Here is a 13,305-nt window from a genome sequence, read left to right as displayed (position 1 = left end):
GCGGACTAACCCTTCGACGCCTTCTTCTCCTCCGCGTCCTGGATGACCGCCTCCGCCACCTGCTGCATCGACATCCGCCGGTCCATCGACGTCTTCTGGATCCACCGGAACGCCGCCGGCTCCGACAGCCCGTACTCCGTCTGCAGCACCGACTTCGCCCGGTCCACCAGCTTCCGCGTCTCCAGCCGCTGACTCAGGTCAGCGACCTCCTTCTCCAGCTCCTTCAGCTCCGTGAACCGCGACACCGCCATCTCGATCGCCGGCACCACGTCACTCTTGCTGAACGGCTTCACCAGGTACGCCATCGCACCCGCGTCACGGGCCCGCTCCACCAGATCACGCTGCGAGAACGCCGTCAGCATCAGCACCGGCGCGATGCTCTCCTCGGCGATCTTCTCCGCCGCCGAGATCCCATCCAGCTTCGGCATCTTCACATCGAGGATCACCAGGTCCGGCTTGTGCTCCCGGGCCAGCTCCACGGCCCGCTCACCGTCGCCCGCCTCACCCACGACCGTGTAGCCCTCTTCCTCCAGCATCTCCTTGAGGTCGAGACGGATCAGGGCCTCGTCCTCGGCGATGACGACACGGGTCGTCAGCGGAGGTACGTGCGACTTGTCGTCGTCGGGCGCGTCCACGGGCTGGGGCGACTCGGGGGCGGTCACGGGGTGCTCCTTGTTCCAGGGCAGGCAAGTACTGCTCCCAAGAGCGTACCTAGCTGCGGTAAGGTGGTCGGGCAGCGGGTCGGCGTGAACCTTTGATTCGCTGGGCCCCGGTAGCCCAATTGGCAGCAGGCAATGGATTCAAAACCCATACAGTGTCGGTTCGAGTCCGACCCGGGGCACTTTTCCTTCGATCCCAAGGTCAGCATTCGGTAGCGGATGTCCACGTTCTCGTGAACATCCGCTTTTTGCCGTCCGCCCTCCCGATCTCTTTTCACAGACTGTTCGCATGTACGACGTCGGCACGCGCAAGCGAGCACTCTCACTGTTGGAACAGGGCCGCAGCCTGAACTCGGTGAGCCGGGAAACAGGCATCTCCCGTTCAGCCATCCGCTCCTGGCAGAGCCGCCTCGAACCGCTGCCCCGCATGGCGCCCCGGTCTCCCGGCCCACCGGCTGACCAAGCCGCGTACGCCTACCTGCTGGGCCTCTATCTTGGCGACGGTTGCATCAGCGCCCATCCGCGCCGTGCTGGCCACTACCTTCGCATCGCCTGTGCCGATACGTGGCCGGGGCTCGTCACGGCCTGCGAAGCCGCCGTGCGTGCAGTCAACCCCGCGGGCAACTCCAGCCGCGTACAAGCTCACGGCTACGTGTCAGTGGTCGGCTACTACGCACACTGGCCCTGCCTCTTCCCCCAGCACGGGCCCGGGAAGAAGCACGAGCGGGAGATCGTGCTGGCGGGCTGGCAGCAGGAGATCGTCGACGCTCACCCCTGGGAGTTCGTCCGGGGGCTCGTCCACTCCGACGGGTGCCGGATCACCAACTGGACGACCCGCGTCGTCGCCGGTGAGCGCAAGCGCTATGAGTATCCCCGGTACTTCTTCACCAACGTCTCCGACGACATCCGCCGCCTGTACACGGACACCCTCGACAAGCTCGGCATCGCGTGGACGCACTGCACCCGGCACGGGAACGCCTACAACATCTCCGTGGCCCGCAGGGACGACGTGGCCCTGATGGATGCGCACGTGGGTCCCAAGTACTGAGTCCGGCGCGGTGGGCCCCTCCTCATAAGGGGCCCGGGGCCGGTCACTTGGGGGCGTCGTCCTCGCCGATGTGGTGGACGCGGACGAGGTTGGTCGAGCCGGAGACGCCGGGCGGGGAGCCGGCGGTGATCACGACCATGTCGCCCTGCCGGCAGCGCCCGATCTTCAGGAGCTGCTCGTCGACCTGGTCGACCATGGCGTCGGTGGATTCGACGTGCGGCCCGAGGAAGGTCTCGACGCCCCAGGTGAGGGTGAGCTGGGACCGGGTCGCGGGGTCGGGGGTGAACGCCAGGAGGGGGATCGGCGAGCGGTAGCGGGACAAGCGCCGGACGGTGTCGCCGGACTGGGTGAAGGCGACGAGGAACCTGGCGCCGAGGAAGTCGCCGATGTCGGCGGCGGCGCGGGCGACGGCGCCGCCCTGGGTGCGGGGCTTGTTGCGTTCGGTGAGGGGCGGGAGTCCCTTGGCGAGGATGTCCTCTTCGGCGGCTTCGACGATGCGGCCCATGGTGCGCACGGTCTCGACGGGGTACGCGCCGACGCTGGTCTCGCCGGAGAGCATGACGGCGTCGGTGCCGTCGATGACGGCGTTGGCGACGTCGGAGGCCTCGGCGCGGGTGGGGCGGGAGTTCTCGATCATGGAGTCGAGCATCTGGGTGGCGACGATGACGGGTTTGGCGTTGCGCTGAGCGAGTTTGATGGCGCGCTTCTGGACGATGGGGACCTGTTCGAGGGGCATTTCGACGCCGAGGTCGCCGCGGGCGACCATGATGCCGTCGAAGGCGGCGACGATGTCGGCGATGTTGTCGACGGCCTGGGGTTTCTCGACTTTGGCGATGACGGGGAGGCGGCGGCCTTCTTCGTCCATGATGCGGTGGACGTCGTCGATGTCGTGGCCGCTGCGGACGAAGGAGAGGGCGATGACGTCGAAGCCGGTGCCGAGGGCCCAGCGGAGGTCTGCTTCGTCCTTGTCGGAGAGTGCGGGGACGGAGACGGCGACGCCGGGGAGGTTGAGGCCTTTGTGGTCGGAGACCATGCCGCCTTCGATGACGGTGGTGTGGACCTGGGGGCCTTCGACGGCGGTGACTTCGAGGCAGACTTTGCCGTCGTCGACGAGGATGCGTTCGCCGGGGGTGACGTCGCTGGCGAGTCCGTCGTAGGTGGTGCCGCAGGTGTGGCGGTCGCCTTCGGTGCCGGGTTCGACGGTGATGGTGAAGGTGTCGCCGCGTTCGAGGAGTACGGGTCCTTCGCGGAAGCGGCCAAGGCGGATCTTCGGGCCTTGAAGGTCGGCTAGGACTCCGACGCTGCGGCCGGTTTCGTCGGAGGCTTTTCGTACGCGCTGGTAGCGCTCCTCGTGCTCGGCGTAGGTGCCGTGGCTGAGGTTGAATCGGGCTACGTCCATTCCGGCTTCGACCAGTGCTTTGATCTGGTCGTACGAGTCGGTGGCGGGCCCCAGAGTGCAGACGATTTTTGCTCGGCGCATGGTCTGAGCCTAGGCCTTACCGGTGGGTAGCGAATTGGGTGTGCGTGTCCGGCCAACAGCCTTTGGGTGAAGGGCTGTTGGCAAGTGTTGAACTGCGCATGGGGTCGCTCCGATGAGCGCTGCGGTACTACAAATTCGGGGGTGCCATGGTGAATCGGGCGGTGACCTCGGCGTGGATGTGCTGACGCCGGGGTTCGAGGTCCAGGGGTGCGGTGTCGTCGGGGGTTTCGCCGGCGTAGGTCATGGTGCGCAGGGTGCGGTCGGCGGGGTGGGGTCGGACGGTGTCGGTGTCGGTGAGTTCGATGAGTGCGGTGAGGGTGGTGTCGAGGGCTTCGGCGTATTCGCGGGCGCGCTGGACGGCGTCGTGGACGGCTTGGCGGCGGGCTCGGCGGTAGGCGGGCGAGGTGGGGCGCAGAGTCCAGGTGGGGCCGTCGACGCGGGTGAGGTCGAGGTCGGCGAGGCGGGTGGTGAGTTCGCCGAGTGCGGTGAAGTCGGTCAGTTCGGCGGTGAGGTGGACGTGGCCGTGGTGGGCGCGGACGCGTTCGCCGCGGCCGTGTTTGGTGAGTTCGGGGCTGATGGTGAGGGCGCCGGTTTCGAGGTGTTCGACGGCGTCCGCGTAGGTTTTGATGAGGTCGAGGGTGGTGTTGTTGCGGCGGGTGAGGTCGGCGAGGATGTCGTGCCGGTTGGTGCCGCGGGCGCTGACGGTGATGTCGATGCGGGCGGTTTCGGGGGCGGTTTCGAGGTGGGCTTCGCCGCGGACGGTGAGGTGGGGGGTGGCGGGGGTGCCGTGGGCGGGTGTGGTGCTGGGGTCGTCCGGGGTGGGGGTCATACGTCCCACTGTGGCACTGCTGGGCGGGTTCCGGGGGTTCACTGGTCACCGGATCGAAACCTGCGGGATCTGTTCGGGGGTGTGGTGGGTGGGTGAGAATCTACGCGCGTCGTTGACCATCGCCCCAGGGAGCCACAGAGATGCCGTTGAACCGCCGGAAGTTCCTGAAGAAGTCCGCTGTGACGGGTGCCGGGGTGGCGTTGGCCGGTGGGGTCGGTGCGCCGGCGGCCGAGGCTGCGGCCGGGGGGAGCGGGAAGCGTCCGAAGCGGTATGCGCTGACGGTGATGGGGACGACCGATCTGCACGGGCATGTCTTCAACTGGGACTACTTCAAGGACGCGGAGTATGCCGACGCCAAGGGCAACGCGATGGGTCTGGCGCGGATTTCGACGCTGGTGGACCAGGTGCGTGCGGAGAAGGGCCGCCAAAACACGTTGTTGCTGGATGCGGGCGACACGATTCAGGGCACTCCGCTGACGTACTACTTCGCGAAGGTGGATCCGATCACCGCGAAGGGTGGTCCGGTGCATCCGATGGCGCAGGCGATGAACGCGATCGGTTATGACGCGGTGGCGCTCGGCAACCATGAGTTCAATTACGGGATCGAGACGCTGCGGAAGTTCGAGTCGCAGTGTGATTTCCCGTTGCTGGGTGCGAACGCGCTGGATGCGAAGACGTTGAAGCCGGCTTTCCCGCCGTATTTCATGAAGAAGTTCCATGTGCCGGGTCTGCCGCCGGTGCGGGTGGCGGTGCTGGGGTTGACGAATCCGGGTATCGCGATCTGGGACAAGGCGTATGTGCAGGGGAAGTTGACGTTCCCGGGGCTTGAGGAGCAGGCGGCGAAGTGGGTGCCGAAGCTGCGGTCGATGGGTGCGGACGTGGTGGTCGTGTCGGCGCACAGTGGTTCGTCGGGTACGTCGTCGTACGGTGATCAGTTGCCGTACGTGGAGAATTCGGCGGCTCTGGTGGCGCAGCAGGTGCCGGGGATCGACGCGATTCTGGTGGGGCATGCGCATGTGGAGATTCCGGAGCTGAAGGTCACGAACGAGGTGTCGGGCCGGACGGTCGTGCTGTCGGAGCCGCTGTGTTATGCGGAGCGTCTGTCGTTGTTCGACTTCGAGTTGGTGTTTGAGAAGGGGCGGTGGCGGGTCGAGTCGGTGGCGGCGTCGTTGCGTGACGCGCGGACGGTGGCGGACGATCCGCGGATCACGAAGCTGCTGGGTGCTGAGCATGCGGCGGTGGTGAAGTACGTCAACCAGGTGGTGGGGACGGCGACTCGGACGTTGACGACGGTGGAGGCGCGGTTCAAGGACGCGCCGATCATCGATCTGATCACGCGGGTGCAGGAGGACGTGGTCAGGGCGGCGCTGGCGGGTACGGAGTATGCGTCGTTGCCGGTGATCGCGCAGGCGTCGCCGTTCTCGCGTACGTCGGAGATTCCGGCGGGTGAGGTGACGATCCGGGATCTGTCGAGTCTGTATGTGTATGACAACACGTTGGTGGCGAAGTTGCTGACGGGTGCGCAGGTGCGGGCGTATCTGGAGTTCTCGGCGGAGTATTTCGTGCGGACGGCCGCGGGTGCGGTGATCGACACGGAGAAGCTGACGAACGCGAACGGCCGGCCGGACTACAACTACGACTATGTGTCGGGGTTGACGTATGACATCGACATCGCGCAGGCGCCGGGTTCGCGGATCAGGAATCTGTCGTACGACGGTGCGGCGTTGTCGGACGGGCAGCAGTTCGTGTTCGCGGTGAACAACTACCGGGCGAACGGTGGTGGTGCGTTTCCGCATGTGGCGTCGGCGAAGGAGTTGTGGGCGGAGTCGACGGAGATTCGTACGCGGATCGCCGAGTGGGTGACGGCGAAGGGTGTGCTGGACCCGGCGGAGTTCGCGTCGGTGGACTGGCGGCTGACGCGGGACGGTGTGCCGGTGTTCTAGGTCCGGGACGTTTCGGGGTGTTGTTCGGCCGGGGCGGTGGTGGCGCCCCGGCCGCGTGTGTGTCGGGTCAGTGTCCGGTGGGCGACAGCAGGGAGTTGGTAGTGCTGCCGTTCCGGGTGATCAGGGCGTCCTCGTAGCGCAGGGTTAGCGGGTAGGGGTGGGTGGTCCGTTCCCCCGTTTCGGTGAGGGTGGTCACCCGCCGGGTCCTGGCCGGCGGTGCTGTCGTCTTCGAGGAGGACCAGCCGGTTCCTGGAGGTTGCGAGGAGCTGCTGCCTGCCGGGGACGGTCGTGGGTGCCGCCGGCGTAGTCGCCGTCCGGCTGGTTGGGCGCGGTGTGGTTGCGGTAGGTGTAGACGACGCCGTCGCGCACGGCGAACGGGCCGTTGATGCCGTCGCCTTCGCGGTTGACCTTGACCGTCCACAGGTGTTTTCCGGTGTTGGCGTCGAACTTGGCGGCGTCGTACTTGGTTCCGCTGCAGTACAGGGCGGAGCCGTCCACGAGGCAGTGTCGTTCGGTGGCGCCGGGGGTGTCGTTCTGCCACGGCTGCCAGCCCTGCGGGGATGCCGCAGGCCGTGTGGGCGGGGGTTGTTCCGTCGTGGTGCCGGCTGCTGCGTCCGTCCCGTGGGCTGTTCGGGTCCGAGTTCCGGTACGAGGGCCCGGAGTTTGGCGAGCGAGCGGTGTGCCGTGTCCAGCGCCCGTAGGCCTTCATCAGCGTGATCTGCAGCAGGTCTTCGGCGGCGTGCCGGTCCCCGCCGGTGAGCAGTACCGCGAGCCTTAGCAGCGCGGTGGAGCGCATGGCTGTGAATTCGCGGAACTCGTCGTGACTTGAGGCCTCCATCGACCCTCCCCTTCTCGCATCCATCACGACGTGGTGAGCGGTCTGCGGCTATCCCTCGTGGGTGAGCTGGTGTCGCGTTTCTAGCGTTTGTCGATCAGGGGGGTGAGGACGGGGGCTTGGCGGGCGGTGGGGATGTGGGGGCGGGGTTCGAGTCCGAAGGTGGTGAAGGAGGTCCGGTCGGGGAGGGGGTAGGGGTCTTTGCCGGTGAGGGAGTTGAGGATGGTGGCGCTGCGCCAGGCTGCGAGGCCGAGGTCGGGGGTGCCGACGCCGTGGGTGTGGAGTTCGGCGTTCTGGACGTGGACGCGGCCGGTGACGCAGGGGTCGAGGACGAGGCGGAACCGGTCGTCGATGCGGGGGCGTTCGGCGCTGTCGCGGCGGAGGTAGGGGTCGAGTCCGGCGAGGATGCGTCCGAGGGGGCGTTCGCGGTAGCCGGTGGCGAGGACGACGGCGTCGGTGGTGAGGCGGGAGCGGGTGCCCTGCTGGACGTGTTCGAGGTGGAGTTCGACTTTGGTGGTGGCGACGCGTCCGGCGGTGCGGACGTTGACGGCGGGGGTGAGGACGGCGTCGGGCCAGCCGCCGTGGAGGGTGCGGCGGTAGAGCTCGTCGTGGATGGCGGCGAGGGTGTCGGCGTCGATGCCTTTGTGGAGTTGCCACTGGGCGGCGACGAGCCGGTCGCGTACGGGTTCGGTGAGGGCGTGGAAGTAGCGGGTGTAGTCGGGGGTGAAGTGTTCGAGGCCGAGTTTGGAGTACTCCATGGGGGCGAAGGCTTCGGTGCGGGCGAGCCAGTGGATCCTCTCGTGGCCCGGCGGGCGGTTCTTGAGCAGGTCGAGGAAGACCTCGGCGCCGGACTGTCCGGCGCCGACGACGGTGATGTGGCCGGCGGTGAGGAAGTGTTCGCGGTGTTCGAGGTAGTCCGCGGCGTGGATGACGGGGGCGCCGGGGGCTGCGACGAGGGGTTGGAGGGCGTCGGGGATGTGGGGGGCGGTGCCGACGCCGATGACGATGTTGCGGGTGTGGGTGCGGCCGAGGGATTCGGCTTCGCCGTCGGTGTCGAGTTGGGTGAAGTCGACTTCGAAGAGGGCACGTTCGGGGTTCCAGCGGACGGCGTCGACCTGGTGGCCGAAGTGGAGTCCGGGGAGGTTGTCGCTGACCCAGCGGCAGTAGCTGTCGTATTCGGCGCGCTGGATGTGGAAGCGCTCGGCGAAGTAGAAGGGGAAGAGGCGGTCGCGGGCTTTGAGGTAGTTGAGGAAGGACCAGGGGCTTGTGGGGTCGGCGAGGGTGACGAGGTCGGCGAGGAAGGGGACTTGGAGGGTGGTGCCGTCGATGAGGAGGCCGGGGTGCCAGTCGAAGGCGGGGCGCTGTTCGTAGAAGACGGTGTCGAGTTCGGTGAGGGGGTGGGCGAGGGCGGCGAGGGAGAGGTTGAAGGGGCCGATGCCGATGCCCACGAGGTCGCGTGGGGCTTCGGGTTCGTGGTGTGGGGGGTGGGGCGTCGGGCTCATCGGGCTGTGTGTCCTTCCACCAGTTTCAGGAGTGCGGCCAGGTCGTCGGGCCGGGTGTGCGGGTTGAGGAGGGTGGCCTTGAACCAGAGGCGGCCGTCGGGGGTGGCGCGGCCGAGGACGGCGCGGCCTTCGGTGAGGAGGGTGCGGCGTACGGCGGCGACGGTGTCGTCGGTGGCGTGGGCGGGCCGGAAGAGGACGGTGCTGAGGGTCGGCCGGTCGTAGAGGTCGAAGGCGGGGTGGGCTTCGACGAGGGCGGCGAGCTCCTGTGCGTGGGCGCAGACGCGGTCGACGAGGGCGCCGAGTCCTTGGCGGCCGAGGGTTTTGAGGGTGACGGCGATTTTGAGGATGTCGGGGCGCCGGCTGGTGCGCAGGGAGCGGCCGAGGAGGTCGGGCAGTCCGGCCCGGGTGTCGTCGTCGGCGTTGAGGTAGTCGGTGGGGTGGTTCAGGACGTGCAGGTCGTGGGGGTTCTGTACGGCGAGGAGGCCGGCGGCGACGGGTTGCCAGCCGAGTTTGTGCAGGTCGAGGGTGACGGTGTGGGCGCGGGCGAGGCCGTCGAGTCTGCTGCGGTGGCGGTCGCTGAAGAGGAGGCCGCCGCCGTATGCGGCGTCGACGTGGAGGCGGGCTCCGTGGGCTGCGCACAGGTCGGCGATGTCGGTCAGGGGGTCGATGAGTCCGGCGTCGGTGGTGCCTGCGGTGGCGGCGACGGTGAACGAGCCGCGGGGGCCGCGCAGTTCGGTGAGGGCGTCGTCGAGGGCGGCGGGGTCCATGGTGCCGGCGGGGGCGGGGACGACGACGGGGTCGGGCAGGCCGAGGAGCCAGGCGGCGCGGCGCAGTGAGTGGTGGGCGTTGGCTCCGCAGACGAGTGTGGTGCCGTGGTGGGCCTCGCGGGCGAGGAGGAGGGCGAGCTGGTTGGATTCGGTGCCGCCGGTGGTGACGACGGCGGCACCTTTCTTCGGTTGTGTGTTCGCTTCGGGTGGGTCGGCGTCGCCGGTGTGTTCGGGGCCGGTCGGTGTGGGTGCGTAGATCTCCGCGGCGAGGGTGTCGGTGACGAGTGCTTCGAGTGCGGAGGCGGCGGGGGCCTGGTCCCAGGAGTCGAGGGAGGGGTTGAGGGCGGAGGCGGCGAGGTCGGCGGCGGTGGCGACGGCGAGCGGCGGGCAGTGCAGGTGGGCGGCGCACAGGGGGTCGGCGGGGTCGGCGGCGCCGGCGGCGAGGGTGTGGACCAGGAGCCGCAGGGCGTCGTCGGAGCCTTCGCGGGGCAGCACCTCGCCGACGGTGTCGCGTACGTGCCGGGCGACGGCCTGGGGGCCGCCCGCGGGCAGGGGGCCGCCGCGGCTTTCGGCGCCGTCGCGCAGCGCGTCGAGGACGGTGTCGAGCAGCGGCCGCAGTGCGGCGGAGCCGCCGGGACCTGAGGCGAGGGGCGGCGAGCTCATGGGCGTCCTCCGAGGGCCGCGGGGCGGGGAGTCCCAGCGTGTACGCGCGAGGCCCGCCGCGCCCGAAAAGCCCCCCGACGGAAACCCGAAAGGGGGTACTGCCACGTGGGAGGAACGTGCGGGGGGCTGGGGGGTGCTAGGGGGACCGCGGGGCAGGGGTCCCCGCGTGCCGGGGTCCGGCGGGGGCTGGATTCCCCGCGTGCCGAGGTCCGACGCGAGACGGGATTTCCCGCGTGCCCAGGTCCGACGCGGGGACGGATTCCCCGCGTGCCGGGGTTTGGAGCGGGCCCGGGCTGACGGCGTGCCCCGCTCGTCCCCGGGGGGATTCCCCCCGTACGGAGGTCGGCGCGGAGCCAGATCCCTGCGCGCCCGGCTCGGCGCGGGCGCCCGACGCCCTCCGTACCGGGGTTCGGCGCGGAGCGCCGGGGTTCGGCGCAGGACCCGGCTGTTGGCGCGCCCGGTTCGGCGCGGGCGGATTCCCCGCGTGCCGAGGTCCGGCGCACGCCCCGGGCTGACTGCGTGCCCGGCTCCTCCTGGGGCGGGATTCCCTGCGTACCGGGTAGGCGGCGGGGCCGGGTCCCCGCGCGCCCCGCTCGGCACGGGCGCCCGACGCCCTCCGTACCGGGGTTCGGCGCAGGACCCGGCTGCCTGCGCCCCCCGGTTCGGTGCGGGGCGGGATTCCGCGCGTACCGGGTAGGCGGCGGGGCCGGGTCCCCGCGCACCCCGCTCGGCGCGGACCTGATTCCCTGCGTACCGGGGTTCGGGGCGGAGCCGGGGTCCCCGTGCGACCGGTTCGGCGGGGGGCCGGGGCCCCGGCGTGTGCGGCCCGGCGCGGGTGCGGGAGGGGGCGTTCGGTTGGTTCCGGCGCCCCCTCGTGTCGTACGGCGCCGGGACCGTGTCCCGTTCCTACGCGTGCCTCACCCGCAGTGCCCGCGAAAGGTCGTCGAGCTGGTCGGCGAGTTTGCGGCGGAGGGCGGGGATGGGGTCGGCGTCGCGCAGGCACTGTTCGCCGAGGCGGAGGGTTTCCGCGGAGACGGCGGTGACGGGGAAGGCCCAGCGTCCGGCGGCCTCGGCGATGGCGGGGCCGCGGCGGGCGGCGACGGTGATCGCGTCGTGCCAGTACCGCTCGACGTAGGGGCGGAGCAGCTCGGTCTGTTCGGGCTGCCAGAAGCCCTGCGCGGTGGCGGTGAACAGGTAGTTGGAGAGGTCGTCGGAGGCGAACATCTCGTCCCACGCCTTGCTCTTGGCCTGCGGGTCGGGCAGTGCGGCGCGGCAGCGGGCAGCGCCTTCCTGGCCGGTGGCGCTGGGGTCCTGGACGAGTTCGGCCTCGATGACGGCGTCGTCGATGGCGCCGAGGACGGCGAGCCTGCCGAGGATGCGCCAGCGCAGTTCGGGGTCGAGTTCGGGTCCGCCGGGGACGGTGCCCTCGGAGAACCAGGCGCTGATGGTGTCGGGGTGGGCGGCGACGTCGATGCAGTGGCGTACGGCGGTGAGCCGAAGGCCGGGGTCGGAGCCGTCCTCGGTGCGGCGGATGAGGTCGCGGCAAAGGTCGGTGAGGGTGGCGAGGGCGGCGGGGCGGTCGGCGGCGGGGAGGTAGCGGTCGGCGACCTGGACGGTGGCGAAGGACAGCACGCCCTGGACGACGGCGAGGTCCGTCTCGTGGGGGAGGTGGGCGCGGGCGGCCTCCAGGTAGGCGGCGGGGGGCAGTTCGCCGTCGCGTACCGCGTCGCGCAGGGCGTTCCACACGACGGTGCGGGTGAGCGGTTCGGGCAGGCGGCACAGGGAGGTGCGGAGGGTGGCGAAGGATTCGGGGTCGAAGCGGATCTTGGCGTAGGTGAGGTCGCCGTCGTTGAGGAGGAGCAGTGCGGGCCGTTTGCCGATGGGGGTGGGGGTGCTCTGCGGGACGTCGAGGGCGAGGCGGGTGCGCGGGGTGAGGCGGCCGTCGTGGGTGAGGTCGTGGTCGTAGAGGCCGACGGTGATGCGGTGCGGGCGGCTGCCGTCGTGGTCGACGGTGAGGGTGCAGGTGCCGTCGGCGCCGGCGGTGACGGCGGGGGTGAGGGTGTCGACGCCGGTGGTGCGGAGCCACGCCTGGGCCCAGGCGTGCACGTCGCGTTCGGTGGCGTGGGCGAGGGATTCGATGAAGTCGGCGAGGGTGGCGTTGCCGAACTTGTGGCGGGCGAAGTGGGTGTTGATGCCGGCGAGGAAGTCCTTCTCGCCGAGCCAGGCCACCAGTTGGCGGAGTGCGGAGGCGCCCTTGGCGTAGGAGATGCCGTCGAAGTTGAGCATCGCGGAGGCGGTGTCGGGGACGGCGTCGGGGTCGGGGGCGACGGGGTGGGTGGAGGGGCGCTGGTCGGCGTCGTAGCCCCAGGATTTGCGGGCGACGCCGAAGTCGGTCCAGGTGTCGTCGAAGCGGGTCGCTTCGGTGAGGGTCTGGTATCCCATGTACTCGGCGAAGGACTCGTTCAGCCAGATGTCGTCCCACCAGCGCAGGGTGACGAGGTCACCGAACCACATGTGGGCCATTTCGTGGGCGATGACCATGGCGCGGGTCTGCCGCTCGGTGTCGGTGACGGCGGAGCGGTAGATGAACTCGTCGCGGAAGGTGACGAGTCCGGGGTTCTCCATGGCGCCGGCGTTGAACTCGGGGACGAACGCCTGGTCGTAGGAGTCGAAGGGGTAGGGCTCCTCGAACTTCTCGTGGTATCGGTCGAAGCAGGCGCGGGTGACGTCGAGGATCTCGTCGGCGTCGGCGTCCAGGTGGGGGGCCAGGGAGCGGCGGCAGTGGATGCCGAAGGGCAGGCCCTGGTGTTCGGTGCGTACGGAGTGCCAGGGGCCGGCGGCGACGGCGACGAGGTAGGTGGAGACCGGCGGGGTGGGCGCGGCTTTCCAGCGGCCCTCGCCGAGGTGTTCGGTGATGCCGTTGGCGAGGACGGTCCAGCCGTCGGGGGCGTGGACGGACAGCTCGAAGACGGCCTTCAGGTCGGGCTGGTCGAAGGCGGCGAAGACGCGCTGGACGTCGTCCATGAACAGCTGGGTGTAGAGGTAGGTCTCGCCGTCGGTGGGGTCGGTGAAGCGGTGCATGCCCTCGCCGGTGCGGGAGTAGCGCATGGCGGCGTCGACGCGCAGTTCGTGCTCGCCCGCGGTGAGGCCGGTGAGCGGCAGCCGGTTGCCGGTCAGGGTGGCGGGGTCCAGGGGCTGTCCGTCGAGGGTGACGGAGCGCAGGTCGGCGGGCTTGAGCTCGACGAAGGTGTCCGCGTCCGCGCGGGCCGTGAAGTGGATGACGGTGCGGGAGTCGAAGGTCTCGTCTCCGCCGGTCACGTCGAGTGCGATCGTGTAGCGGTGGACGTCGAGGAGCTTGGCACGGGTCTGCGCTTCGTCGCGCGTCAGTACGGACATGGGGGACATGCTGCCTGATGCCCCCGGGATGGCACAGCGTCGGATCGGTACACGGCCTTTGTCCGTGGGGCGGCGCCTGCCGTGTCCCGGGTGGGTTGCGGGTCCCGGACGGTCACGGCAGGTGGCCGCGCCCGACGGGGCGCGCAGATCGTGCCCGCGGGGCCGGCCGTCACTCCCCCGGCT

Annotated in this window: 10 protein-coding genes, 1 tRNA gene and 1 pseudogene; 3 read left to right on the top strand and 9 right to left on the bottom strand. The window is 69.9% G+C overall.

Annotation, left to right across the window (positions count from 1 at the left end):
• Window positions 1-5: 5 nt before the first annotated feature.
• Entirely contained in the window at window positions 6-662 is a 657-nt protein-coding gene (locus tag AC069T_RS07295) for an ANTAR domain-containing response regulator (protein WP_478781789.1), read from the bottom strand.
• A 104-nt stretch (window positions 663-766) separates the two neighbouring features.
• Here AC069T_RS07295 and AC069T_RS07290 point away from each other — a divergent pair.
• Both AC069T_RS07290 and AC069T_RS07285 read left to right on the top strand, forming a co-directional pair.
• Window positions 767-841, top strand: a tRNA-Leu gene (locus AC069T_RS07290).
• Window positions 842-948: 107 nt separating this feature from the next.
• Complete coding sequence (locus AC069T_RS07285) at window positions 949-1,707, top strand: helix-turn-helix domain-containing protein (protein ID WP_478781788.1); 759 nt, start codon at window positions 949-951, stop codon at window positions 1,705-1,707.
• 43 nt (window positions 1,708-1,750) lie between these two features.
• On the opposite strand, the gene pyk is transcribed toward AC069T_RS07285, so the two are convergent.
• Together pyk and AC069T_RS07275 are read right to left on the bottom strand one after the other, a co-directional pair.
• Complete coding sequence (gene pyk, locus AC069T_RS07280) at window positions 1,751-3,187, bottom strand: pyruvate kinase (protein WP_478781787.1); 1,437 nt, start codon at window positions 3,185-3,187, stop codon at window positions 1,751-1,753.
• 127 nt (window positions 3,188-3,314) lie between these two features.
• Window positions 3,315-4,016 (bottom strand): SIMPL domain-containing protein, encoded by a 702-nt coding sequence (locus AC069T_RS07275; protein ID WP_478781786.1) that lies wholly within the window; start codon window positions 4,014-4,016, stop codon window positions 3,315-3,317.
• A gap of 140 nt (window positions 4,017-4,156) precedes the next feature.
• Here AC069T_RS07275 and AC069T_RS07270 point away from each other — a divergent pair, with 140 nt between their 5' ends.
• Window positions 4,157-5,959, top strand: coding sequence for a bifunctional metallophosphatase/5'-nucleotidase (locus AC069T_RS07270; RefSeq protein WP_478781785.1), 1,803 nt, complete (start codon window positions 4,157-4,159; stop codon window positions 5,957-5,959).
• 67 nt (window positions 5,960-6,026) lie between these two features.
• Here the strand turns inward: AC069T_RS07270 and AC069T_RS07265 are convergent, their stop codons facing one another.
• The 6 genes and pseudogenes from AC069T_RS07265 to pepN form a co-directional block, all read right to left on the bottom strand.
• A complete protein-coding gene (locus tag AC069T_RS07265) occupies window positions 6,027-6,155 on the bottom strand; it encodes a hypothetical protein (RefSeq protein WP_478781871.1) in 129 nt (42 codons plus the stop codon).
• Window positions 6,152-6,457 carry a hypothetical protein gene (locus AC069T_RS07260; RefSeq protein WP_478781870.1) on the bottom strand — a complete coding sequence of 102 codons (306 nt, stop codon included), beginning with the start codon at window positions 6,455-6,457 and terminating at the stop codon, window positions 6,152-6,154. The genes AC069T_RS07265 and AC069T_RS07260 overlap by 4 nt, the downstream gene beginning before the upstream one ends.
• 184 nt (window positions 6,458-6,641) lie before the next feature.
• Window positions 6,642-6,797 (bottom strand): annotated as a pseudogene (locus AC069T_RS07255) (SigE family RNA polymerase sigma factor); the annotation flags it as partial.
• An 80-nt stretch (window positions 6,798-6,877) separates the two neighbouring features.
• Window positions 6,878-8,296 carry a lysine N(6)-hydroxylase/L-ornithine N(5)-oxygenase family protein gene (locus AC069T_RS07250; RefSeq protein WP_478781784.1) on the bottom strand — a complete coding sequence of 473 codons (1,419 nt, stop codon included), beginning with the start codon at window positions 8,294-8,296 and terminating at the stop codon, window positions 6,878-6,880.
• Entirely contained in the window at window positions 8,293-9,726 is a 1,434-nt protein-coding gene (locus tag AC069T_RS07245) for a pyridoxal phosphate-dependent decarboxylase family protein (protein ID WP_478781783.1), read from the bottom strand. The genes AC069T_RS07250 and AC069T_RS07245 overlap by 4 nt, the downstream gene beginning before the upstream one ends.
• 906 nt (window positions 9,727-10,632) lie before the next feature.
• Window positions 10,633-13,131, bottom strand: a complete 2,499-nt coding sequence (gene pepN / locus AC069T_RS07240; protein WP_478781782.1) for an aminopeptidase N — start codon at window positions 13,129-13,131, stop codon at window positions 10,633-10,635.
• Between the last annotated feature and the right edge of the window lie 174 nt (window positions 13,132-13,305).

Source organism: Streptomyces sp. NPDC043867 (assembly GCF_056435845.1).
The sequence above is the reverse complement of the archived record's forward strand: the minus strand, read 5'-3'. Positions and strand labels throughout refer to the sequence as shown.

Coding starts and splice junctions, on each gene's coding strand:
- AC069T_RS07285 (WP_478781788.1), top strand. CDS start 949: ATGTACGACGTCGGCACGCGCAAGCGAGCACTCTCACTGTTGGAACAG.
- pyk (WP_478781787.1), bottom strand. CDS start 3,187: ATGCGCCGAGCAAAAATCGTCTGCACTCTGGGGCCCGCCACCGACTCG.
- AC069T_RS07275 (WP_478781786.1), bottom strand. CDS start 4,016: ATGACCCCCACCCCGGACGACCCCAGCACCACACCCGCCCACGGCACC.
- AC069T_RS07270 (WP_478781785.1), top strand. CDS start 4,157: ATGCCGTTGAACCGCCGGAAGTTCCTGAAGAAGTCCGCTGTGACGGGT.
- AC069T_RS07250 (WP_478781784.1), bottom strand. CDS start 8,296: ATGAGCCCGACGCCCCACCCCCCACACCACGAACCCGAAGCCCCACGC.
- AC069T_RS07245 (WP_478781783.1), bottom strand. CDS start 9,726: ATGAGCTCGCCGCCCCTCGCCTCAGGTCCCGGCGGCTCCGCCGCACTG.
- pepN (WP_478781782.1), bottom strand. CDS start 13,131: ATGTCCCCCATGTCCGTACTGACGCGCGACGAAGCGCAGACCCGTGCC.